The sequence below is a fragment of the Candidatus Villigracilis sp. genome (assembly GCF_057083605.1).
In genome coordinates, this window is sequence record NZ_JBXMTI010000120.1 from 1 (window position 1) to 24,082 (window position 24,082).

Here is a 24,082-nt window from a genome sequence, read left to right on the forward strand (position 1 = left end):
GATTCAGTGACTTATATTATGGAGTCCAAAGTCTCCAGACTTTGGAAAGGCATTATCCAACATCCAACGTCAGGAGACGTTGGACTCCGATCTATTCATCCGCAATAAAGCGATAACCAATTCCAGGTTCGGTGAGAATAAATTGCGGGCGTTCGGGGTCAACTTCCAGTTTCTTGCGAAGCTGGCGCATATAGACACGCAGGTATTCGGTGTGATTGGCATCGGCAGGATCCCAAACATTCGTGAGAATGCTTTGGTGTGTGAGCACGCGTCCGTGATTGGATGCGAGATAAGAAAGCAATTTATATTCTGTGGCAGTTAACTTAATTTCCTCATCGCCGCGTTTGACGATGTGCCATGCCAGGTCAATTGTGAGCGAGCCAGCATGGATGACCTTGCTCGGCGTCCCCTGCCTGCTTGTGGAATGACGTAACGCCACACGCACGCGCGCCAACAACTCTTCGATGCCAAATGGTTTCGTCAGGTAATCATCCGCGCCTTTATCGAGCGCGGCCACTTTATCGCGTTCACTATCGCGCACCGAGAGAATGATGATCGGGCATTGCGTCCACTCACGCAAGCGGGTACAGACTTCAACTCCATCCATATCTGGCAGACCTAAATCAAGGATGATGATATCGGGTTCATTCGTGGCAGCGAGTGTGAGACCCTCCTCGCCGCGACTCGCAGCAGTAACTCGGAATCCCTTTTCAGTAAGAATGGTACGGATCGCACGTTGAATTTGTAATTCATCATCGATCACAAGGATGTGCGGCGCGTTGTTCATTCGGTCTCCGTATCCATTGGAAGTTTGGGAGGCGATGCGCCTTCCCAAATCAACGGTAAAGTGAAATTAAAAGCGAGGCCATCGGGTATATTCTCCGCCCAAATTCTTCCGCCGTGTGCCTCGATGATGCCCTTGCAAATGGAAAGCCCCAATCCCGTACCAGTAACTCGATCTGCGGCAGTGATGCGGAAAAATTTATCGAAGATTTGTTCGAGATGTTCTTGTGGCACTTGCGGCCCCTGGTTACTAACCGTCACATGGATTGACTCGTCCTCCACAAATGCACGCACGCGGATCACGGTTTTCTCTGGCGCATACTTCACGCTATTGCTCACCAAATTCGTAAAGACCTGTTCCATCTGCACATAATCCACGGGTACGAGCGGCAGGCTTTCAGGGACATCCACTTCGAGTTGATGTTCACCCGCCAAATGCTTCATGCGTGCCAGTACGCTCCCAACGATCTCAGGCAAAATATTCCATTCACGCTTTGGCTTGAGCACGCCCGATTCAATGCGCGACATATCCAACAGGTTTCCAACCAGCATGTTCAAATGGTCGGCCTCATCATCAATCGCAGCGATCAATTCGGGGCGCACTGGGGAATCCCAACCAACCTGGTTGCTTCTCAAACTGGAGGCCGCGGCTTTGATGGTTGAAAGCGGCGTCCGCAATTCGTGCGAAACCGAAGACAATATGGCAGACTTCAACTTGTCGCTTTCTTCGAGGACTCGAGCACGGGACTCTGCCTGCGCGAGCCGCGCCCTTTCGAGCGCCAGCGCACCCTGGCTGGCAAAGGTCTGCAACAACCGCTTCTCACTGGACGAAATAGCTGGTGCGGCTCTCCAGAGCCGAATCTCCCCGAGAACTCCGCGAGCCACTTGTATGAGGACAACCCATTCTGGTGAACGAGGCGGCGTGTTCGATTCAGGCAGGCGAAAAACAAAGGGTTGTGGCCCTGAGATATTGAGTTCCACTGCTTCACCCTGCGAGACTTCCTGTACCTGTTTCGCAAGGATTTGTGCAATGGTGTGATCGTCATGCAGGCCTGCCAGCGCAGTGCTGAGTTCGTAAAGCTGTGTAGCTTCGCGTTCACGCGCCGTTGCCGCGGCGAGGCCCGCTTGCGCACGTGCCACCAGTTGACTGATGACAACTGCCACGATCAGAAATACAACCAACACCACAACATCAGTGGGTCTATGGACGGTGAATGTGTAATACGGCTGGATGAAAAAATAATTGAACCCCAGAAACGTGAGCAGCGCGCTGGTAACGCCGGGCCCGAGTCCCCAGTAAGCGGTGATCAAACCGAGTGGAATTAAATACAAAAGCGCAACCAGGGTTGTATCAAGCGTGCCACGCAGGACAAAAAAAATCGCCGTGATGAATGCGATGAATCCAAAAGCAAGAATGTATTGAGAGAAACGCGAGATAAAAGATGAACTTCGCATGATGGAGTTCATTATACCTTTTTGGATATTGAAGATAATTCTGTATATGGTAGAATGGGCATTATCGTTTCTAATTAAACTGTTATAAGGACAAACTACTTGTTAGAACACAGCAATTCATTCTGTCCGATTTCCAATATGCTCCCCACTTAATTCACACAGCGATCAGCCTAGATATATCTGGCTGGTCGCTTTTTTTAATTCCATATCAGAAGAGGAGACAATCATGCACATTATAAATCGTTCAATTTGGGGCAGAGCGCTGACCATTGCGTTGGTCATGATTCTGCTTACCTCCAGTGTTGCCCTGGCAGCCAAGCCCGTTGTTATCAAAACACCGATCAACGGCGAAGTGGTCAGCGGGCTTTACCTTGTCACTGGAACCGGTGCCGGAGCTGCCACCCAGGTATCCATTGATGGAGGCACATGGCAGGCAACCAGCGGAGGTAAGAACTGGTCGTATAGTTGGGATACCACCTTATTTAGCAATGGCCCACACACAGTGTCCGCCCGCTATACCGATGGCTCGGGTACAACCAGTGTGAATGTAACGGTATCCAATAGCAGTGGCCCACGCCCGCCAGTCATCGGTGAGGTTCTGATCAATGAGTTCGTCGCCGCAAATGGCACTGTTCAAACCAGTGAATGGGTGGAACTATACAATACCACGACAGAGACACTAGATATCAGTTCCATGTGGATCGATGATATTAATGCCGGAGGCGGCGCGCCCAAGCAAATTCCGCCCGATACTACCATCAGCGCAGGTGGTTATTATGTGATGACCTTCAGCAGTTTTTTGAACAACACCGGCGATGACGTGCGCTTCTTAGACGATGATGGAAGCACTGTCTACGATGCCTATACTTACGCTTCAGCCACAACCGATATGAGTTGGTGCCGCAAGCCCGACGGCAGTAGTTGGAGCGCAATTGAATGTAGCCCCACTCAGGGCAGCACCAATAATCCGCCCCTGCCTCCCGGCACATGGACACCCGGCACACTCGAAATCCATGTGTTGAATGTCGGTCAGGGTGAGTCGCAACTCATCATTGGCCCAACAGGCAAAACTCTGTTGATCGGCGTCTATGAATCCAATTGGAACACCAATCAGGGTGCAACCTGGGTAGCCAGTGAAATTCGCCGCATCACCGGCAGCAGCCATCTGGATTATGTCATGCCTTCACATTGGCATCTGGATCACATGGGTTATGCCGGCTATGGCGGCATCTGGTCGCTGCTCGAACAACAAGGCATTACCGCAGATGTGTTGATAGACCGCGATGGTGGCGAATGGGTGGACTCGAATACTGATGGCATCTGTGATCCCGATTTGGAAATCGTCTGGCACAATGCCGGAACGATATCCGGTACCGGCCGCAACTGGGTCTGCTGGGTGGACAATCCTGCCACCATTGGCGGAGGCATTCGCCAGTTCGCTCAAATTAATTCCACCACACAAATTGACCTGGGCCTGGCTAGTGGCGTAACGGTCAAAGTAGTACAGGTGGATGCACAAGGTGTGATGCAGGTGGATGGGGTCACGCCTGTGGCAGGTGACCATACAGCGGATGTACTGCCTACTTCCGAAAATGATTATTCGATAACTCTCTGGCTCAACTGGGGCAAATTTGATTTCGTAGCTGGTGGCGACACCGATGGCGAATACGCCACCAGCGAGTTTGGCTATACCTATAACGATGTCGAAACCAATGTTGCCGCTCGCATCGGCCAGGAAGTGGAAGTGATCTGGGTCAACCATCACGGCTCATCACATTCAACCAACGCCAATTATGTGGGCACACTCAACCCGGACGCGGCCATCTTCAGTTCAGGTAGCACCAACAGCTACGGACATCCCGACCAGACCGTGATCGACCGTCTATACAACAACGGCACCATGCGTTATCTGACGCAAATGGGCGACCCCACCCGCAATTACTATGATTCTGTCATCGCAAATGGGAATGTGATGGTTCAAGTCACCGATGGCATCAACTATACAGTCCATGGTGATCCATATGTGGCGACAGACCCCGCTGGCGGACCGGGCAATCCCCGCACACCGGTAGTTGGTGAAGTTTTATTGAATGAGTTCCTGCCTGCGCCGCAAACTCTCTTCACTACGGAATGGGTCGAGCTTTACAACCTAACCGGTGATTATCTAAACATCAGCGGTATGTGGATCGACGATCTGTTGAATGCCGGTGGTGCGCCGAAGCAAATCCCAGCCGATACCATTCTCGCGCCTGGCGCTTATTACTTCATGGAAATGTCCAACTTCCTGAACAATACAGGCGATGACGTTCGCCTGCTGGGCACAGACGGCACCACCCTTTACGACACGTATACGTATGGCAGCACAAGTTACGATCTTTCATATTGCCGCCTTCCAAACGGCGGCACGTGGACGTCCAACTGCACTGCCACCAAGGGTTTGCCTAATCAATAATAGATGTTCTTAACAAAACGAGGGAGGCGCTTGCCTCCCTCGTTTTGTTTATAAAGGGATATATGGTTTTGTCCTCACATCTTGTTCAGGCTTTCAACAATCATCCGCTGGGCCTGTGCGGCCAGCATGAAACGGCTCGGTCTGTGAGCATTATTGAAGATGCCGAGCAGCGGCTGAATGTTTTGACATTCGGTGTGGTATTGGATGTAAATTTCATCAGCTTGGAACGCTGGTCCGCACTCATAGCTATTCACGACCATTGGTTATTGGATCCATCACGGGTGGCATATGAATCATCTGCTCAGGTATGGGCGGTCATGCAAGAGAGACACATCCCCGGCCCGCAACATATCGCCCGTGTCTGGTGGCAGATTTGCCGCGGCGTGCAGGGACGTTATAAAGGTTTATGGCGCGATCTGTTCAAGGCCAACGATGACAACGCCCAGATTTTACAAAGCTATCTCCAAAAAAATCATACAACCTTTCCTGTCCTGGCCGGGCCGATCATCTCCGCTCGTTGGCTGGATCTGGTTCATCGAATAGGCGGTGTAACCCTGCAAGGCTGGGAAGCTCTCACTGTAAAACTTCCAGCCCCTCAAAGAAAGACCGCCCGCTTATTTGGCATGATGGCTGACGAGTTTCATCCCCTGCTTGCCAGTGCGCTGAATGCCTGGCCGCGGTATTGTCGGAAACTATCTATAGAGTCCTGCGGCCTGAACAACTGCCCGGCAAGAAAATCCGATTAACGTAAATAATGGATAAAAAAATAGGCCGTTGTGTCACCCTCCCGAAGGACATCGGGACGATGTGAAGGAGCGCTTTCAGCGACTGAAGGGTCTCGAAAGTAAATCACGAGATGCTTCGCGCCTGAAAAGCGGCGCTCAGCATGACACATTCCCTTATCCATTATTGACGTTGCATTAATAAAAAAAGACTCCCTCGGGTTGGGAGTCTTACGTGCTTTTGCTTTATCTGTCGGGGTGAGAGGATTTGAACCTCCAACCTCACGGACCCGAACTAAGAATAAAAATTTCGGATCGGAGACCACACGGGGAAACCAATTTTGGGAGCCGCGTGGTCAGTGTATTTTAGTAACCGTGAGGTCTACACTGAGCCCAAAGGCTTCTAAAAAATTGGCCCGATAGCTTTAGCCTCGCCTGGATATTTTTCACTGTGCCGTTGGCATTCAAAAATGACCCGAACATCTACCCCATCTCAATGCAGGTTTGTTTTGCGCTGGCGATGTGGGCGCCAGGCATTGCCGCTATCGCCACCACGTTGTTTGTGGAGAAACAGCCGTTCAAGACTCTGCGCTTGAACACGCTCGGTCCCAAACGTTTTTATCTTGCAGCCTAGTTCCTGCCTCCGCTGATGACGCTTGCCACGCTCGGCGTGACCCTGCTGATTCACACGGGCACATTCGACCCAAATCTGACCATGATGCGCGAGGCGTTAGCCAAAGCTCCAGCGGCAATGGGTCTCCCCTCCGTCGAAGTGTTGGTCGCGATTCAACTGGCATTTGCCGTGCTCGTGGCTCCCTTAATCAATGTTCTCTTTACGTTGGGCGAGGAACTCAGCTGGCGCGGATTCCTTTTACCAAAGCTCATGCCCCTTGGTCAATGGAAAGCCATCCTCATCAGCGGCGCGATCTGGGGATTCTGGCACGCGCCCACCACCCTGTTTCACGGCTACAACTTCCCGCAACATCCGTATCTGGGCGTGCTGATAATGATCGTGGGCTGCACTCTGCTTGGCACGATTATCGCGTGGCTGTACCTGAATACACGCAGTCCCTGGGTGGCGGCACTGGCGCACGGAGCCTTCAACGCTGCACCTGGGTTGTCTATCTTTTTCCTGAAGCCTGGCTTCGATACTGCTCTGGGCGCCGCCGCTCTCGGTTTGGCAGGTTGGATTCCAATGACATTGTTCATCGCTTGGCTGGTGTGGATAAAACGATTGCCTGTCCCAGCAATTGAACAACCTGTCGCATCCCAACCACGTGAAAACGATGCCCTCCTCCAATCTTGAATCCATCTGGGAACAATAATGCAGTCGCCTGCTGGCATTCATTCGCAGCCGCGTTTCCGACGATAACGAATCAGAAGACTTCTTGCAGGATGTCTTCTGTGCGTCCATAACCATTTGTGTTGCTTGCCGCCGCCCGAAAAAATGGAGAGCTGGATTTACCAAATCGCGTGTAATCGGATCATCGACTCTTATCGCGCTCACCGCGAGACCGTTGAACTGCCTGCCGATTTACAGGCAGAATCCAACCTCCCAGAATACGACGCAGAAACCAGCCTGGCAGGTTCACTAAAAGAAACAATTGACAGCCTGCCCGAACCTTACCGCGAGGCATTACTCCTGGCGGAGTATCAGGGGTTGAGCTAGGTGGAATTATCCAAAAAACTCGGCATCTCCATTTTGGGAGCCAAGTCACGCGGCGAATCAAGCCAATCTATTCGACAGCGTGTGCAAACTGCAAGAGACGTTCAACACCACCGATTTACCACTACCCAATCTACTGATGTACTATGCAACGCAGACATGCGCATCGGGGAGGTGCGGCAATTTTGCAAGTGCAGGATGAAGGTCAGCATTTGATGCGTGCAGCGACATCGTGCTGTGCATGACACAACTCAATCTGTCGGCACGTGCCTATCATCGTATCCTCAAGCTCGCGCGGACAATTGCAGATCTGGCAGGAGTGATGAAATCGAGTCTGCACATCTGACGGAGGCGCTGCAATATCGTCCAAAAATCATGATGGGGTATTTAAACCTCTATTGAAAGAATTGCACCAAGAGAACGTTCAAATATTAATGGATCGCACCGAAGGCTGGATCACTGGTTTGCAATTGGCAGCGTTTTCCATTCAGGGACAGAAGAATCCATCTGAATTGATCTCCGCATTTGGTAGTGGTCAGGGATATATCGTCGATTTGCAGAACCGAGATACTTGGTGGGGTATGCCGGGTTAGGAATGCGTGTTCACAATAGTGGCATGACCACCCGTACGGGCAAGATCACAAAATGCATTTTGGGAGAAAGGATTGAAAACGAATGCGGAATGCTGTATAGTTTATTCAAGAAGCCGAGAAATGCGTTTAACGGTATGGTGGGATGAGAGGCAGTAGCAACCCTCTCCTTGGAAACTCATCAAAATAGAATCGTGAACTCCTTGTAATCCTGTTCTGCGTATCGAACAGGAGTGTTGTCTATCCAATGGAGGAGCATGTATCCCGTTCACGCATATCCAAAACCCTGGGGGAGATGTTTTCGATTTCTTGTCATGGCTTTGCTTGTAACAACAGCTTGTGCAAGGCTGCCACAACCGGATACAAGTGAATCCATCGATGCCCCCCGTTGAGTTGACAACAATTCCTCCCACGCCTCTTTGTGCGGACCCTCAGTCTGCCCTTGTTACCCGATTCGATATCTTCCCCGAGCCTTCTCTACCCGAACCTGCGCCCCGTGCGGCGTTTCGCGACCCGGTCTTTGGTTCCTGTGTAGTGCGGGTGACGGATCGAACTTCTGACCCTGTTGAAGGCGATAACTCGAACGGGATGAAGAATGAATACTCGCGTGTTCAAGCATTCAATGCGGATGAAAACCGCATCCTTGTACGAGGGATATCGGGCACATGGTATTTATATGATGCACTGACGTTGAATCCTCTCGGTCAAATCCCAATCGAGGTTGATCCGCGCTGGAGCGCCACTGACCCGATCTCATTTACTACTTCAGCGAGACACATTTGATGGCGTATCGCATTCAGAGCGGTGAACAGGTCGCGATTCACGATTTCCAAGATGATCTCCCCGACCAAAACCTGAGCGCGGTGTGGACGCGTTATGAAGGCAGTCCGTCTTTCGACGGCCGCTACTGGGGCTTGATGGCGGAAGATGAAAACTGGCTTACAACAGCCTACCTAGTTTACGACTTGCAGGAGAATCGCGTCATTTCAAGCCTCGATCTGCGGAACTGGCCCGACGATGCGCGTGAGATCGATTCGGTCACGATCAGCCCATTGGGGAATTACTTCCTCGCCTACATGGACAAATACTGCGAGTACGATCAACTGGGGACGGAGGAACGACCCTGTGGCTTGATGGTCTACGACCGTGATCTCAAAAATGGGCACGGCTTGCTCCGGATCATCGGTCACTCCGATACAGCAATTGACACGCAGAACCGTGAGGTACTTGTTTATCAGGATATCGATACCGACAATATTTCGATGCTTGACCTTTCCAGCGGCGAGATCACGCCTTTATGGTCAATTGATTTCAGCCATACACCCATTGGCTTGCATATTTCCGGGCGCGCCTCCTCCCTGCCAGGCTGGGTGATCATTTCAACACATGACGGCGATCCCGCCTCCTACACCTGGATGGATGACCAGATATTTACCATCGAGTTGAAACCCAAGGGGCGGGTCGTGCGCCTCGCACATACACATTCCCTCGTCGATACGAATCAAGAGCACGACTACTGGGCTGAGCCCCAAGCCACTGTGAACCGTGATTTCACACGCATCCTGTTCACATCCAATTGGGGGCGTTCGGGCACAGAAGAAGTTGAGATGTTTATGATAAGCCTGCCTCCGGATTGGCTTGACCAATCCTAATAAGTTGGCTGGTAAAGCGCAAAGATTGAAGGAATTGAACAATGAAACGAGCACGGATATTACTTATCGTCTGGGCCCTATTAGCTATAGCATGCAATCCCGAAGAGCAGTTTACACCTCTCGTGGTAGATAGCGAGTCACCGACCCAGCGCCCTGTCATACTGACTGTTGAAGAGAAAATCGAGATGACGAAATGGGATCTATGGTCTTCCGGCGAGACAATGTTACTCGGCATGAACATTCATGAACGGCTGATCTATGAGGGATGGGACGACCCCGAACAGTATGGTGAGGAACCGGTAGGTCCTCCGTTTGTACAGGAGGACTTCGACCAACTCGCAGCGTTGGGAGCAAACTATGTCAATATTTCCCATGCCGGCTTATTCAATGAAGGACCGCCCTTTGAGCTGAATGAAAGCAGTCAAGCCAATCTGGACAAGCTGCTGGAGATGATCGCCCAGGCAGATATGTTTGCCGTGATTAGTTTCCGAACCGGACCGGGGCGCAGCGAGTTCACTTCCATAGGCGTTGGCGAAGACGATCCGTTCGGACAAAGCCATTTGAATGACTCGGTGTGGGAAGACCAGTCAGCACAGGACGCATGGGCAGAGATGTGGAAATATACAGCCGAGCGCTATCGGGATAACGATATTGTTGTCGGCTATGATCTTATGGTCGAACCGAACGCCAGTGCAATCTTTTTTGACACGTACTGGGCTCCTGATTTTTATCCCGCTCAGGCAGGCACTCTTTATGATTGGAACCAGTTCTACTCGCGAATCGTAGAGGCGATCCGGGAAGTCGATCCCGACACACCGATCCTGGTCAGCGCGATGAGTTTCGGCATGGTGGATTGGCTCCCATATCTGGAACCTACGGACGATCCACACACCATCTACGCCTTTCATCAATATAGCCCGCAAGATTACACACACCAGTATCCAACTGATCAGGGCGAACTGCCCATCACTTATCCTGGAGAACTGGACTTGGATTGGGATGGTGTAATAGATAGTTTTGATCGAGATTGGCTCGAAAGTTTGTTCGATCTGGCGATTGAGTTTCGGTCCACTCATAGTGTGCCTGTGGCTGTCAACGAATACGGCGTGACGCGCTTCGAGCCAGGTGCGGCAGTATATTTGAACAATGTAATGGGATTATTCGAAGATCTGGGAATCAATCATGCACTATGGTCTTAGACTCCGGCATTCGTGTTGCGTTATGGAGCCATGCAGGAGTTTGAGTATCGGCTCGGGCCCAACATGGATAACCTCACCGAGGAAGTGCCAAACGAGCTAATGGAAGTGATCGTTGACAACTGGGCACAGAACACAATCCGACCCTCTCAGATTACATTCATCAGCGCAGGTGAGTGATTATGTCCATGCACATGACAACGATGGAACAACCCTCCCAGGCATTATGGCGTTCAAGCTGGCGGATGATGTAGAAAATTGATTCGAGGTATATCATGTCACGACGCATTCATCGCTTCATCAGATTGTTTGCTGCGACCTTGTTTCTGACTGCCTGCAACATGCCTTTTGAATCGCAGGGACCGAGGACCTGGATAGACCAACCCTTGGATGAAGATCAAGTTCCATTAACAGCACTCACGATACAGGCACATGCTTCCGATGAAGATGGGGTGGCGGGAATCCAGTTTTTCGTCTCCGATGTGCTTATACAGGAAGTTTCCACTGGCGGCAATCGCCTAGGTGACGCCAGCATTGAGTGGACGCCATCCAACCCAGGCAACTACATTATCCTTGCCCAGGCGGTTGATAACCAGGGCAACTTGGGGTCTCCAACCAGCGTGCAAATTGTCGTGGGCGGGGCAGGCTTGGCGACCGAAACGCCGACGCCCGCTCCGGCATTGCAACAGTGTTTATCCGAGTCACTGATAGCTCCAGTACTCCTTTCACCTGTCGATGGGAGCATGATCAGTTCGGACCCGTTGTTAGCCTGGTCCTACCCCGATACGACCTGCCATCCGCACAGCTATCGAATTGATATTTCCGAAGACTCTTCATTCTCGGACACTGGCTGGGGATTCGGCACATCCGATTACAACGAAACCAGCCGACAATGGCCCCTGCCTGCTGACAAATGCTATTACTGGCGCGTGATGGCATACGTGCCGGATGTGAACGGACCTGCTTCTGATCCATGGAGTTTTTGCATCGCAGAGGCGACAGGTCCCACATTCACTCTCGATCAAAACGCCAATTGCCGCTTCGGGCCGGGAACGGCGTATGAGGCGGACGATACTTTATTGCAGGGAGAGACCGTAATCATCGAGGGGCGCAACGCAGAAAACACATGGCTCTTCGTGAGGAAACTAGGTGATAGTTCGCCTTGCTGGGTTTCGGTAATTACTGGGCAGATTGCAGGGAATCTTGAATCGGTGCAGGTTGTTGAAGTTGCCCCACTGACAGAATCGCCTACCGAATCTTCAGGGGATGAAACACCGCCCGATATTGCAAATATTTTTGTTGATTCCTCCCCGATTCAAGTGGATGGATGCGGAGGACCATCTACCACGCTGGTCGGCGCAGATGTAAGCGATGCGGGCGGTATGAGCCGTGTAGTTGCGCGCATTCCGGGTTACGGGGAAGTGGAACTGACTCTATTTGGCGCAGATCACTATGAAGCAACGCTGGGTCCCTTTGATGAGATAGGCGATTACTCCATTATTTTCCAAGCTTGGGATAACGCCGGGAACGGCGCTCAAGCGGGACCTGTAATCCTATCGGTTGCTTGTGTCGAATAAAAACGGCTGCCATGGGTTGTAACTCTGGCAAAACACTCGCCCCTGCAACCGATGTGCAAGGAGGTTGTCGTGAAGACCCGATCTGGATGCGGTACGTCAGGGGCTTTCTTGATTTTGTTAGTGGGGGTTTTGGTAGCGATAGCAGTTTGGGCTTTCTTGGTGACGGATTACTCATCAACTAAGCAAAGGCAGATCCGTGAGCAGCACGCCCCGCCCACTGTCGTGGTGACCGATCCGCCCGCAGGCACATCCGCGCCCGCAGGGAGTCATATCAGCGTATCGGCGACCGCCATGGGGATAAATCCAATAGCCCGTATGGAATTGTGGCTGGATGGAGAATTAAAGGAAACCCAATACAGCGACGAGAAAGATTCTGATGGAGGGCAATCCCCTTTTTACTCGAACTTCGGGCTGCTTATTCCCTCGGAAGGACCTCATATGCTTTTTGTGCGTGCTGTGGATGTAAACGGAGTCATCGGTCAAAGCACCCCGCTCACCTTTAATGGTGAACCGAAAGCGGCTGAGTCATTTCTGGCGGTGACAATGCAGGAGGGGGAAACCTTGCAGGATATTGCAAATATCCACGCTGTCAGCCTTGAAGCCTTGCAAACCTTGAATCCCACCACGGAAAACCAGCCTCAGCCTGGGACGTTGATTAAAGTGCCGCTTCTTCCTGAGGATGAGCCGCCTGCCAACCCTGCCGGATCAGTTCCTCCGACTGGGGGTGCAACCGTCGAAATTCCCAATGTCCCCATGCTCCAAATTTCCTCTGACCGGTCGCCTAATCTGCCCGGTATGAATCCGAATGGATTTCTCCCCGAATACACAACCACGCCGCCCACTGCGCCAACCGGTCTGCAGGCAGAAGCGAAAAACTGCAAGATCACGCTGCGGTGGGACGACAACTCCGATACTGAAATTTATTTTGTTTATATTGTCGCGCCAAGTGCAGAGAACTACAACAACACGGCATTCCCCGTGCCTTATGCGTTCTTGAAAGGCTTCCCCGGCAAGGGACCGGTCTGGTACGAATTTCAGCCGCCTGTGGGCGGGGTTGTCAGTCTATGGGTGTCATCTGCAAATGCCTCTGGTGTGCAACCGAGCAATATTGTCTGGGTATACATTCCGTATATTTCCGGGTGCTCTCCCATCACAGCCACTGATTTGAGAATCACCCTGCATGACATCACTACCAGCGGAAACATCGATCAGATGTACTGTTATGTCTCGCTTGAAGACAAGTCCGAAGTGCGCGTTCCCCTTATGGAGAGTGAATTCATTCTATTGCAGGGTGGCAAGTATCAGGGGAGTTACTACTTGGAAGAATTCTCCATACCTGTCCCTTCGGATGGAGCGGTAGATATAACTGGGAAGTGTCTGGGATGGTCAGGGGATTCATTGAGTGAACTCGGTCCCTTCAATGGCAGGTTCGCCCAAGATACCTGGAACGGGAACAAACAAACATTACAAGGAAGCGGTTATCAAATCGGTCTATCCATCAAGCCGCAAACAACCTGGCATCTCGCACAGGTCGGTTCCACCGATCCGACCTTGCCAGCACCATATGACCTGCGCGAAGAACCCCCTCCCAGTGATCCGTGGGCGGCTAGTACCTACCCACCCGTCAAATTATTGCGATGGAAGTGGGACGGCGACCCGAAGAAAGCAGATGCTTTCATCGTCTTCCTAAATGGCAGACCTTACGACTCGCACTCGCCAACTTATCCTGAAAGTGTGGTTCAACTGCCCGGCGAATGTGGTAAGTCGGTGCGCTGGCAGGTTGCCGTGCGGGTTGGGTCGGTGCTATCGAACCTAAGTCCGCCGGTTCAATACGACCTGCCGTCATGTCAAGTGTACCTGCGGGTGAGCTTTAATGACATATACCTCAAATGGACGGATGACGGTTGGCCCAGTGGACCCACCGCGTGTGATTCGCTCGAAGCCTATTTTCAAATCTCTGTCCGCGAGGTGACACGTTCTTTTTGGGGCGGAAATTTCTTCATGCCCATGGATTGCGGGACGAAAAAATTCCCCGATATCACAGGCGATTTTTATAAACAAATTTATGGACCCGAGCCGTATATCATCACCATTCCCCTCGCGCCGGGCGAGGATATCGGCGGCATCTGGATTCGCGCACGCTTCTGGGATCACGATGATAACCCCGACGATCTGTTTGCCACATTCGCCGAACATCCCTTGGGTGCTTATTATCCTCAGAGCGGTGAGGAGTGGAGAAGTAATCAAGTGTGGCCATGCTATATGCTAGTCACTACAGGCGCTTCGATCACCGATGATGCCAAATCCACTCTCTCTTTTACTTTTTCGGTATATCCCAACACATGCAGGGATACGCCTCCCGCAGAGGGATTTTGAGTATCGAAGGGACGATGTTCTTTTTAACTCTGGAAGGGTCTTATGTAACGAAAACCTGTCATCGGTTTGAATGCACTGGTTATGGTTGTCAGTATCCTGGCACCTGAGCAAGCCATCGCGTATGTACTAGAAGAGATTCGTCAGTAATCGCTCTATGTCTAATCAAACCCAAGATCTATTCCTGTCAGGAAGAAAGCGGATTGTGTCTTCGGCTCGCTCTATCGGCGTTTGAAATCACGGTTGGACAAAGCGCAAGCCACCGTGGCGACCGCACACGCGATTGCACGCGTGGCGTATCGGATGTTGAAATACAAAGTGGAGTACAAACAGATCAGTTTGGAGGAGTATGAGCAGAAATACAAAGAACAACAAATTAAATACATGAAAAAGAAAGCTAGGAAGCTCGGCTTTCAACTCGTTCCAGTAGTGTAATAACGACACATGTATAGAAAGAGGCGTCCTCAAAACGAGAACGTCTTGCTTTGGTTTCATGGTTCACAAGAATTTTGTTGATTTTTAGCGTCACCCGCAGAGATCAGCCTGAATTCTTTTCGATTGCGCTGTCTGACGATGATCTCAGGGCGGTTCTTGTAGATGTTGTTTCTGAGAACCCTCGCATGATGTCGCCATCATTTTTCACACAAGAAACAGGGAGGTGTTGTAGTGTGTCTGGATTTCATTATACTGAATCTTGGCAGGCCATAAGCCGTACAAAGCAATGGTGAGTCTACTCCCGTTGAGAACCTTGGTTGTCGGTCGCAATGATTTATCCACTGGTGGCGTGTCAGACACGACCCCGATGAGCACGTTATTTTAACCCAAGTGACCGAGCCTGCCTTATTCATAAAAGGAGAAAATTATGAGCAGGTTAAGCAAACCCAATCCTTCGTTAGAAGAAGCTCGTCCTTTTCAAGGGATGAACATGGTAAACCGAAATTCTACTGGCATCGATATTGGCGCACATGAAATCATAGTCTGTGTTCCTGGTCCAGGGAATACACAACTTGTGCGTAGTTTTGGCAATTACACAGCAGACTTGTATGCCATTGCAAAATGGTTAGGCGAACATAATATTTATACAGTGGCAATGGAAAGCACGGGAGTCTATTGGATACCATTGTTTGAAGTTTTGGAATCTCAAAAATTCAATTGCCTTTTGATTAGTTCAAACTCATTACGGCGTGTTCCCGGTCGAAAGAGTGATGTGATAGATGCGCAATGGATCCAAACCTTGCACGCCTATGGGCTGTTAGCCGGGTCTTTTCGTCCAGAATCTGATTTGATTGCTCTTCGCACTTTACTCCGTCATCGTGCACGTTTACTTGAACATCGTGCCCCTCATATTCTTCATATGCAAAAGGCTTTATTGCAAATGAACCTCCAGTTATCGCAAGTTCTGACAGATATAACGGGCGAGACTGGATTTCGTATTATTCGGGCGATTGTGAACGGGGAACGCGATCCGAACAAGTTGGCTGCTATGCGTAATCATCGCTGTAAGAAAGATGAAAACGAAATTGCCAAGGCTTTAACGGGCACATGGCGACAAGAGCATCTCTTCGTACTAGAGCAGTCCTTAGGGCTTTATGATTTCTATACTGAAAAGATCTCAACCTGTGATATCCAAATCGAAAAAAACTACGGTGCAATTCGTCCAGATTGGAAAGACCATGAAGTTCATGAGCAGTTTACATCTCACCATCTTCCACGTAAACGCCTTGCAAAAAACGCTCCGAAGGATGGAGAAAAGATTCGAATCCATTTAAAACGTATTTGTGGGGTTGACCTTGTGGCAGTACATGGGATTAGCGTTCCCCTTGCCCAAACCATCCTAACCGAGATTGGGACAGATATGAGTAAATTCCCCAATGAAAAGCATTTCTGTTCCTGGCTAGGCTTGGCTCCGAAAAATGAAATTTCAGGTGGCAAAATTTTGGTGAGTCGCACCTTGAAGACAAGAAATCGTGCAGGGCAGGCATTTCGGCTTGCTACCGTTTCAGTAATGCGAGCAGATTGCGTCTTTGGGGCTTTTTATCGTCGGATGAAATCTCGTTTGGGACCGGCGCAAGCAACCGTAGCCACGGCTCATTTGATTGCGCGGGAGGTTTATCGCATGTTAAAGTATCAAGAAGAGTATGAGCCTTTGAATGTGTCTGAATATGAAAAACGATATCGTGACCGGCAGATTAAATATTTGGAAAAGAGAGCGGCAAAATTTGGTTTTCAGTTAGCAACCGCGCCTACATAACATCTGTTTCTGAGCACGCTGTGTTAGGCGGTTTTTTTCAATTTAAATACAATGACTTCGTATCTTCCTTTTACAATTCTATAGGATCTATTGGTCAACATAGATCTAATTTCATTCCCAATCGGGACTTGAATAATATCAGCAATTGTTAATCCAGCATATTTAAACGCATCAAAATAGTCTTTGAATTTATGATGGAATATGTTTGATTCTTGTCTTAAATCGACTGTTACTTTCGTTTTTGTTTCAAAATCTGTCCAATCCATATCAGGATGAGTTACTGAAAACACTATAACACCATCATCATTAATAATTCTTGAAAATTCCTTGAATAAATTCTTGATATTATCGGTCGATATGTGTTTGATGGCCTGGGCACAATTGATTTTATTAAAATATTTTGAGGGATATTCTAGTTTCCTATTTAGATCTGATACTTTGTAATGTATTTTGTTGTTTTTCGATTTAGCAACATTTATCATTTTTTGGGATATATCAATTCCATATACAGTTGCACCTTTACGAAAAAACTCAACTGCATATTTCCCTGTTCCACAAGCAGCATCTAAAATTATTTCATGTGGTTTTGCATCAATCGCTTTTAATACATATTTATGCTCAACAGTTGTGTGAGGATTTTTGTCGTTATCATAGTTTTCCGCCCATCTATCGTATGCATTTTTTGTCTTATTTTTCATATTTTCTCTTTTGCCGCCCAACAAGACTGTCGAAAAACTGTTTTGGGACGATCAAATGATGCTTCCATACAAGAGTTTAAACCTCAGTTAGAGAGCTGTCATTCCAAACCTTCCATCATTTTCATTGATTGGGTCTGCCCATAATGATGGATTTTACCAATATTGTGTACCAGAGCAAACAATTTCCACCAAGCGTTGCACCTGATGGAGCAATCGCTTTTCTTGTTGTTGGTGTCTTTCCGTCTCAGAACTCGACAACCCATCTTGACGAATATGTTCCTTGATCACCTCTTGGAGTTTCACCTGTAGCTTGTCCCGTTTTTTCTGTAGCTCTTTGAAAGGTCCACTCCATTCCTTGGAAGCGTTGGATGGCAGCTTGACACCATCCAGACTGAAATGTGTCCCGCCTAATAGATCCAGTTCATTGCAGACCAGCAGGATGTTTCCAAAGACACTCTCGATCTCCTTTTGCATGGAAGAGACAAAATGGGACAGGGTGCTGTGGTCTGGACGGTAGCCGCCGCTGAGAGCCATGAAGAGGATGTTCTCACCACAAGCCCGTTCGATCTGCCGCGAACTGATCATTCCCCTCGAATACGCAAACAGGATCACCTTCAGTAACAGTTTGGGATGGATCGCTCTGGCGCCGCTGTTGTCGTTCTGGTAACGCGCTTTGAAGACCGAAAGATCAATGTGGTGTTCGACCAGTTCGTTGATGGTGTGTTCAAGTGTGCCAGGCTCGAGTTGGTTTTGAAACAAAATGGGAACCATGACTATTTGGTCGTACTTGTATGGTTTGTATCTGACCATTGTCTCCTCCAAACTTCTTTTGCGTTATGTCATTTTCCCACTTTTTCGACAGTTTCAACGGCTGGCGTTACCCGTGCACCTTGTCGAAGACTGTCGCCATAGCCACATGCACCAGCGGGGCGTGATCGGGTGTACGTCAAAGACACACATGTCCTGGCGGCCAGTGCCAGGGTTGTGCCCGTAGGGTATCCCGCGAGGCCGTGTTGGGCAATTGATAGAATGCAAGCCAAGTACCAGGTGCAAGCCAGGGTTGTCCATGTTTGCTGCAACTACCCCATCCCAAGAGGAATGTAAATATTCAGAAATACTGGCACACTCAACGTAAATATGTCGATCATGAAGTGAGTTAGCACGGGCCAGCGCAAACTCTTTGTTTTATAGTAAGTTATGCTCCAAAGAATTCCCAACATGATCAGGCTCAAATACAGCGGTGGATATCTGCCTGCAATGGAATTGACGGCCAGTGATAAATGAATTAATGAGAAGAAGACTGACGAGATTGTCATTTTTATCCCTATTGGAATTCCAGTCACAAAATCAGCAAATATCCCTCTCCAATAGATTTCTTCAATGAAGGAATTACACAGAGCAACGATTATTGTGAGTAAAAGAACCCACCATTGTGAGAATACGTGAAGGTTTGGGATTAATTGTATTGGCACCAAAGCAAGTGCAAGAACCAGCGTTAGAATGGGCCAGATCACATTGCCCTTTGGAGAAGCGAACATCCGACAGACGCCTTCTTTGCCCGCGATTCGATAACTAATCGTTGCCATGGACGTCCAATACACGAGGCAGATTGGAACCCAAACCCACACACCAATCAGTTTTCCAAGTGCGAGTGCAATCACCAATAGCGCGGCCAAAAGCAAGATTGGCGAGATCAATAGTCTCTTCGTTTGGCTATTCATTAACTTCCTTTCCGCAACGAAACAGAGTGCCCCAACGGTATGCGTTCGCGAACGCCATCCTGCGGGCGGCAATGTTGTTATTAGCGCTACTCATAGTGGGGAGAGAAGGTCTGTGGGCATCGCCACATCCATAACATTATTCCCAGCCCCAATAGTAGCCACAGGATCGAGACGAGTGGAGACACGGGCTGGAACATGTTATATGTTGTATTGATGGACGCATGCAGCAAGATAACGATAGGCAAGCTTCCTCCAGTGCGATTGAATATTGCCGTGAACAGGATCGCCGACGGGGCAATGTCAGTCAAGAAGTACAAGAGTAGGGCGAACACGACGCCCAATACACCACCTTGTAAACCGTCGCCAAGCCACCAGAAAAAAGGTAAGTGCCATAAGGTCCAAAAGACAGCCAGGATCAAACTTGAACGCAACGGGCTAAAGCGTTTCTGTAATGCAGGCAAGACAAAACCGCGCCAGCCGGGTTCCTCGAGACCTCCGCCACCGATCAGGAAATAGAGGAACGCGAGCAGCACATCCAGCGCAACCACCGACCAAGGACGGGTTGCGATTGACATTGTCATTCCAAGCCTCGCCGAAATGGTATCTCCGAGTAAGAAGACCAGTGGGTATAGTCCCACAGCGATTACCCACCAATGCCAGCGAACGGACGGGCGGCGTGGATTGAGCGAGTGCAGAAGATCTCTCACACCTTGTCTGGGTGAGTAAATTCCTGAGAGTACGAAAGCAATCACCATTGCAGCTAAAACATCCACTAGAAAAGCCCAGAAGTTGGGATAAGCAGCCTTTGCATAAACGCTATCAGCAACAACTAACCATGCCGGTGATACCCATAGCCTTCGAGCAACCATTACCGCTATAGCCAGGACGCCTATGATCCCAAACAACCGCCATCGTTTACCAGCCGGCATATCAGAGGGCTCTGGTCTCAGGAGGGCTGACACAATCACCGCAGCAAGCGCTGGTCCTGCCGAGCCAATAACGCCAAGTCCGTTGGCTAGGCCTAAATCGATCTTATCGCTCAAAGTCCAACCAATCCAGGAGATCGCAAATGCCAGGATGAAAAATGCCAGCGTTGGATGGTCCGCGATCCGGTCTCGGATTGCCCTACGATTCGTTGATAAGTGAGTCAATTCTGCCATATCTAAGCTCTCTTTCCTTTATATGCTTTATGACTTCTGGTTGATACTCATCGTTTCCGTTTTGAGCAGCTACATGATCAGCCTTCAACCGACATGATCCTGGGCAGCGTTTGCCCCATAATCTCCTAATCATAGGACCCACGGAAATGTAAGCCTTACTGGAAACGATGAAAAGATAAATCTGTTACCTTCCAATGGGAGAAGTTTCATATAAGGCCAGAATGCTTGGCAATAGAGATGGGTTCCATCGAATCTGATTTCTAGGTTATGGAGTTCGTCTCTAGTCGTATCTGATATCGGCCACAGTACTTTTCGGGTTCTGCTACGGCTATCTTAGCCAGTGGTTGGTACCCTAACCCCAGGTTGTGCGTCAAGCCTTCTATGTAGTTTTCCCACTCACCAGCGATTGTGTTTATCGAGATTGACCTGGCCGCCGATCAATTCTTGGAAGAACGCTTTTCTATATAATGATAGGCCTCCTTCAAACCCTGCATTGTAGATTCCAAAATTAGCCGTGACTTTCAAATGTAGGATGTTCTCATAAAGCATTCGAGAACAGGCAATATCTTCCACAACGATGATCGAAGACACGAAGCTCATTTTTTTCTCCTTTATCATAGAATAAATCCAACGAAAGACTCGCCTGCCCATAGGGGAGTATTACCCTAACCAAGTGGATAGGTTGTAATTTGCGCAGCATGCCACGCTATGCTCCCTCCATTAACCAATGGACTCCGGAACTCGTACAACCGAATAGCAGACCGGCTCGAAGTATTTCATCCAGAAAGTAGTCGCTTCCGGGTTGAAGGATTCAAAATTCACTGCACAATATTTGAGTCCGCGTGACTGGTAATCGCGTAAGGCAGCATCCAGCAACGCAACGGCTGCCTTGCGGCCACGATAGGCTGGGCGGATATAGGCACCTGTGATCGTAACTCTCTCTTCGGATTCTAATATGGCAGCACTATCGAAGTCATAACCTTCATAGCGAATAAACCCCACGGGGGCATCGCTGTCGAATGCCAGCCAGACTCTGTTCCTGGGGCGCGATAAAAACTCGATATTTCCAGCAGCATCCTTTCCTGTGTGAGGTGTCATGAACACAGGCGATTGGGTGTAATGACGCCAGTGTTCGGCATCCAGTTCAGCCAGTGCGTTTGCATCTTGTGGGGTAGCCTTACGGATGAGAAGGTCGGTTGCGTAAGGAACGTCAAGCGGGCGCATGGGGCGGATCGCATCCACTACGGTCAGACCGAACCCATTCCAAAACCAGGTCTTTTCGCCTTCATGATCGGACGCGAGCAGAGTCAGCGCATGGACCTGACAGCCCAACTTTGCCCACTGATCTGCGGCTGCGCGGTACATTGCCCGGTAGATATGTGTCTTGTTTTCTTCTACACAAGCATGACCCCATTCTGGAACGTAGGCTCCCTTGTGGTCTGTGTCGCGAAACTTCTTGACCAGGAACCAGCCCATGTACCCGACCAAACGGCCGTCTTCAATTGCAGCAATTCCCGGGCAGGTATTTTTCAAGTCGGACAGCATCGTCTCCACTTTGCTTGAGTCTTCCATCAAATTGGGAAGGATCGGTGTTGCCTGACGTTGCTTTTGATAGCTCTCGATGAAGAGTTTGGCTGCTTCTGGAATGAACTCTTTAGGGAATGTAGAAATTTGCATGGTGGCATAACCTTTGTGCCTTTGTTAATGAAAACTCAATGCCGGAAAGTTGCTCAAAAACGCGGCGACTCCCGACCTGTTAACTGCACGTCGCAGACATCGTGCCCGTAGGGTATCCCGCGAGGCGGGTTGTATTAGGCTGCCTTCCGGCAAGAAATCATCTCTCAAGATAGATCGGTTGAAGCTCTAAAGACATTTCTACTTCTATATTATGGCTACGTCAACGAAGCAAGGTGTTCCTGTAATTCATCCAGTGTGGCAAAGCTGTTGAGTGGGACTTCTCTTTCCATCAGGAATTCCCGCAGGCGCATATCGAATGCCAGGCACTGTTGATATAAACCATTAAAATCTCCCGCGCTCAGATATGGAAGTAAAGCTGGAAAAACCCAGCTCAACCAAATTCTGCTCATATTCAGACAATCCATTGAAGCCAAGATACGAGACTCCGGTAGTCACTTCCGCCACACCACAAGAGAGTTCATGCAGGAGCGACAGCAGCGAACCTTTAAGAGAGAACAGATCCCGCTGTTCACACGCCAGCATGACTGCCTGTAAGTCCCTCTTCAATTCTGGATAACCTGAATCGAAAACTGTGGGGAAGTCCGTTTCAGAGCAAAGGAATTGCCGCTGTTCTTCGAGCAAAAATTCGCGTGTGGTGTCCAGCAGGATTCTGGTTGCCGAAAGCAGCTCGCCCGGGTCGCATGAAGCAATCAGGCGCTGTGCTGATTCCGCAAATCCAGTCGGGAGTCTGGGCAATGCCAACACTTGATCGATCTTACGGGTGTCGATACAAGCCTGGTTGCAGACCGCCAGGCAATGCAGCACTGTCCTGAAAACGGATTGTGCCTGTTTGAGGCAGCCGGCCAGGTGAGGAATATCGGCCTGCAATTGCAGCAGGTAGAACTCATAGCCGGTACTTTCAAAAATTTCCAGCGCCTGGGATACCATTTCTGGCTTCGCCGCGGGCTACTGCAGGGTTCGCAACCGCTCTCCAAGTGCATCGAAGCGCGCTAGAACCTCTTCGTTGCGCGAATAGAGGACCCGGTTCTGGAGCAGGACCGATGAGCTTATGTCGCGGAACTCTGCCATGCGCTCCAGGTGCGACCAGCGCATGGGATACAAATCGAATAAAGTCTCATCCACCATGACGGTGATGCTTTGCTGTGGTGAATCGTGAACAGGGGTATAGGATAGGTCCACATCCGAAAATTTATGGGTTGTCCCTTTGATACGGGAACCATATTGGAAGATGAGATCCACCTCATTCCCCAGTTTATGCAATATGGCACTTTTCAAAGTCTCAATGATTGGTTGTATATCATGCATAAGGTCACCTTTTGTGGCTTTACATCTTTCATGAATCTTATCAGCATAGAGTCATCAACTCACTCGCCACAAGGAGAGTTTAGAACTGGTCAAGTGGATAGGTACAGGGCTATTTTGCGCCCAACGATTTGTGTTATGCTCCTGCGGGGCTGTGTTGGGCTGTGTGGAAAAGATTTACCTACGAATGCGCATCTCTCTCCAATTCAAAACAGTCCTTACCGCATAGGCGATTCCCGCTGACAAAAATACCAGGTGAGAAATTACCCCCTGCATCAGGATGTCTCCCTCTAAAACTCTCAGGATGACTAACACGGTCAGGATGCAAAATAGCCCGCGCAAAAGGTAAAGGCTGCTGATCCCTACCGGCCCCAGGCGTAACAGAGGCAAGCGTCGAACACTTCCGGCTCCTGATAAAGCATATAAGCCAAAAAAGAGGAAGATCAGTGCGGCTCTCTCTCCGACAAGAAAAAGCCGTAGGCGGTTCTCCAGGAGTGACGGAGGAGCCTGAAAATAGGCGGCGGCTTTGAGCCATAGCTTTTTATCCATGTTGTTCTCCTTTGATTTCAGGTTTCTCAGCATTTGGCCTGTTAGCATCAATAAGTCAAATTCCAAAAAGTGGTACAGATTGATGATCTGAAAGATCTTCTTCACTTTTCAAATACTTAAGTCAACCTATCTAATAAGGATTTGACCACAAGCTTGTGACCAATTTTTACGGGTAGAAAATATAACTTCCCCCAAATGTTATGGAATCGAACAATTGTATTCAAATAGATCTCCGAC

At 49.5% G+C, this 24,082-nt stretch carries 27 protein-coding genes; 16 read left to right on the forward strand and 11 right to left on the reverse strand.

All coding sequences use genetic code 11. The features are described 5' to 3' along the window. Positions 1 to 91 precede the first annotated feature (91 nt). Complete coding sequence (locus AC14M5_RS18030) at positions 92 to 787, reverse strand: response regulator (protein ID WP_484031091.1); 696 nt, start codon at positions 785 to 787, stop codon at positions 92 to 94. Further along, positions 784 to 2,250 (reverse strand): ATP-binding protein, encoded by a 1,467-nt coding sequence (locus AC14M5_RS18035; protein WP_484031092.1) that lies wholly within the window; start codon positions 2,248 to 2,250, stop codon positions 784 to 786. Before AC14M5_RS18035 ends, AC14M5_RS18030 begins: the two co-directional genes overlap by 4 nt. A 214-nt stretch (positions 2,251 to 2,464) precedes the next feature. On the opposite strand from AC14M5_RS18035, the gene AC14M5_RS18040 reads away from it, so the two are divergent. The 16 genes from AC14M5_RS18040 (at position 2,465) to AC14M5_RS18115 (ending at position 16,717) form a co-directional block, all read left to right on the forward strand. Beyond that, positions 2,465 to 4,690, forward strand: a complete 2,226-nt coding sequence (locus AC14M5_RS18040; protein ID WP_484031093.1) for a lamin tail domain-containing protein — start codon at positions 2,465 to 2,467, stop codon at positions 4,688 to 4,690. Positions 4,691 to 4,758: 68 nt separating this feature from the next. After that, positions 4,759 to 5,436 (forward strand): hypothetical protein, encoded by a 678-nt coding sequence (locus AC14M5_RS18045; protein ID WP_484031094.1) that lies wholly within the window; start codon positions 4,759 to 4,761, stop codon positions 5,434 to 5,436. 427 nt (positions 5,437 to 5,863) lie between these two features. Then, the gene (locus AC14M5_RS18050) at positions 5,864 to 6,046 is read left to right on the forward strand and encodes a hypothetical protein (protein WP_484031095.1); all 183 of its coding nucleotides are present in this window, start codon (positions 5,864 to 5,866) and stop codon (positions 6,044 to 6,046) included. Between the two features lie 15 nt (positions 6,047 to 6,061). After that, positions 6,062 to 6,718 (forward strand): lysostaphin resistance A-like protein, encoded by a 657-nt coding sequence (locus AC14M5_RS18055; protein ID WP_484031096.1) that lies wholly within the window; start codon positions 6,062 to 6,064, stop codon positions 6,716 to 6,718. A gap of 141 nt (positions 6,719 to 6,859) precedes the next feature. Continuing rightward, the gene (locus AC14M5_RS18060; protein WP_484031097.1) at positions 6,860 to 7,081 is read left to right on the forward strand and encodes a hypothetical protein; all 222 of its coding nucleotides are present in this window, start codon (positions 6,860 to 6,862) and stop codon (positions 7,079 to 7,081) included. Continuing rightward, positions 7,082 to 7,294 carry a magnesium chelatase subunit ChlI family protein gene (locus AC14M5_RS18065; RefSeq protein WP_484031098.1) on the forward strand — a complete coding sequence of 71 codons (213 nt, stop codon included), beginning with the start codon at positions 7,082 to 7,084 and terminating at the stop codon, positions 7,292 to 7,294. A 25-nt stretch (positions 7,295 to 7,319) separates the two neighbouring features. Continuing rightward, complete coding sequence (locus AC14M5_RS18070; RefSeq protein WP_484031099.1) at positions 7,320 to 7,424, forward strand: magnesium chelatase subunit ChlI family protein; 105 nt, start codon at positions 7,320 to 7,322, stop codon at positions 7,422 to 7,424. 88 nt (positions 7,425 to 7,512) lie between these two features. Beyond that, positions 7,513 to 7,671, forward strand: a complete 159-nt coding sequence (locus AC14M5_RS18075) for a hypothetical protein (protein ID WP_484031100.1) — start codon at positions 7,513 to 7,515, stop codon at positions 7,669 to 7,671. 375 nt (positions 7,672 to 8,046) lie between these two features. After that, positions 8,047 to 8,451: a hypothetical protein gene (locus AC14M5_RS18080; protein WP_484031101.1), complete on the forward strand. Its 405-nt coding sequence runs from the start codon at positions 8,047 to 8,049 to the stop codon at positions 8,449 to 8,451. Next, complete coding sequence (locus AC14M5_RS18085; RefSeq protein WP_484031102.1) at positions 8,451 to 9,320, forward strand: hypothetical protein; 870 nt, start codon at positions 8,451 to 8,453, stop codon at positions 9,318 to 9,320. Before AC14M5_RS18080 ends, AC14M5_RS18085 begins: the two co-directional genes overlap by 1 nt. Positions 9,321 to 9,361: 41 nt before the next feature. Next, positions 9,362 to 10,519: a glycoside hydrolase family 5 protein gene (locus AC14M5_RS18090; RefSeq protein ID WP_484031103.1), complete on the forward strand. Its 1,158-nt coding sequence runs from the start codon at positions 9,362 to 9,364 to the stop codon at positions 10,517 to 10,519. A gap of 30 nt (positions 10,520 to 10,549) precedes the next feature. Continuing rightward, positions 10,550 to 10,696, forward strand: a complete 147-nt coding sequence (locus AC14M5_RS18095; protein ID WP_484031104.1) for a hypothetical protein — start codon at positions 10,550 to 10,552, stop codon at positions 10,694 to 10,696. A gap of 95 nt (positions 10,697 to 10,791) precedes the next feature. Then, positions 10,792 to 12,093, forward strand: coding sequence for an Ig-like domain-containing protein (locus AC14M5_RS18100; protein ID WP_484031105.1), 1,302 nt, complete (start codon positions 10,792 to 10,794; stop codon positions 12,091 to 12,093). Positions 12,094 to 12,162: 69 nt separating this feature from the next. After that, positions 12,163 to 14,469 carry a LysM peptidoglycan-binding domain-containing protein gene (locus tag AC14M5_RS18105; RefSeq protein ID WP_484031106.1) on the forward strand — a complete coding sequence of 769 codons (2,307 nt, stop codon included), beginning with the start codon at positions 12,163 to 12,165 and terminating at the stop codon, positions 14,467 to 14,469. 240 nt (positions 14,470 to 14,709) lie between these two features. Continuing rightward, positions 14,710 to 14,901: a hypothetical protein gene (locus AC14M5_RS18110; RefSeq protein WP_484031107.1), complete on the forward strand. Its 192-nt coding sequence runs from the start codon at positions 14,710 to 14,712 to the stop codon at positions 14,899 to 14,901. 427 nt (positions 14,902 to 15,328) lie between these two features. Next, on the forward strand, positions 15,329 to 16,717 hold the full coding sequence (locus tag AC14M5_RS18115) for an IS110 family RNA-guided transposase (protein ID WP_484031108.1): 1,389 nt from the start codon (positions 15,329 to 15,331) through the stop codon (positions 16,715 to 16,717). 23 nt (positions 16,718 to 16,740) lie between these two features. On the opposite strand, the gene AC14M5_RS18120 is transcribed toward AC14M5_RS18115, so the two are convergent. The 9 genes from AC14M5_RS18120 to AC14M5_RS18160 all read right to left on the reverse strand — a co-directional run bounded on the left by AC14M5_RS18120 (position 16,741) and on the right by AC14M5_RS18160 (position 23,845). Next, positions 16,741 to 17,415, reverse strand: a complete 675-nt coding sequence (locus tag AC14M5_RS18120) for a class I SAM-dependent methyltransferase (protein ID WP_484031109.1) — start codon at positions 17,413 to 17,415, stop codon at positions 16,741 to 16,743. A 153-nt stretch (positions 17,416 to 17,568) separates the two neighbouring features. Then, entirely contained in the window at positions 17,569 to 18,225 is a 657-nt protein-coding gene (locus AC14M5_RS18125; protein ID WP_484031110.1) for a transposase, read from the reverse strand. A 269-nt stretch (positions 18,226 to 18,494) separates the two neighbouring features. After that, complete coding sequence (locus tag AC14M5_RS18130) at positions 18,495 to 19,136, reverse strand: lysostaphin resistance A-like protein (RefSeq protein ID WP_484031111.1); 642 nt, start codon at positions 19,134 to 19,136, stop codon at positions 18,495 to 18,497. Between the two features lie 86 nt (positions 19,137 to 19,222). After that, positions 19,223 to 20,296 (reverse strand): CPBP family glutamic-type intramembrane protease, encoded by a 1,074-nt coding sequence (locus tag AC14M5_RS18135; RefSeq protein WP_484031112.1) that lies wholly within the window; start codon positions 20,294 to 20,296, stop codon positions 19,223 to 19,225. A gap of 396 nt (positions 20,297 to 20,692) precedes the next feature. Then, the gene (locus tag AC14M5_RS18140) at positions 20,693 to 20,896 is read right to left on the reverse strand and encodes a VOC family protein (RefSeq protein ID WP_484031113.1); all 204 of its coding nucleotides are present in this window, start codon (positions 20,894 to 20,896) and stop codon (positions 20,693 to 20,695) included. 120 nt (positions 20,897 to 21,016) lie between these two features. Next, complete coding sequence (locus AC14M5_RS18145) at positions 21,017 to 21,973, reverse strand: N-acetyltransferase family protein (protein WP_484031114.1); 957 nt, start codon at positions 21,971 to 21,973, stop codon at positions 21,017 to 21,019. Between the two features lie 342 nt (positions 21,974 to 22,315). Further along, on the reverse strand, positions 22,316 to 22,921 hold the full coding sequence (locus tag AC14M5_RS18150; protein ID WP_484031115.1) for a hypothetical protein: 606 nt from the start codon (positions 22,919 to 22,921) through the stop codon (positions 22,316 to 22,318). Positions 22,922 to 22,939: 18 nt separating this feature from the next. Further along, the gene (locus AC14M5_RS18155; RefSeq protein WP_484031116.1) at positions 22,940 to 23,299 is read right to left on the reverse strand and encodes a nucleotidyltransferase domain-containing protein; all 360 of its coding nucleotides are present in this window, start codon (positions 23,297 to 23,299) and stop codon (positions 22,940 to 22,942) included. A 174-nt stretch (positions 23,300 to 23,473) separates the two neighbouring features. Further along, positions 23,474 to 23,845, reverse strand: a complete 372-nt coding sequence (locus tag AC14M5_RS18160; protein WP_484031117.1) for a hypothetical protein — start codon at positions 23,843 to 23,845, stop codon at positions 23,474 to 23,476. Positions 23,846 to 24,082: the final 237 nt, after the last annotated feature.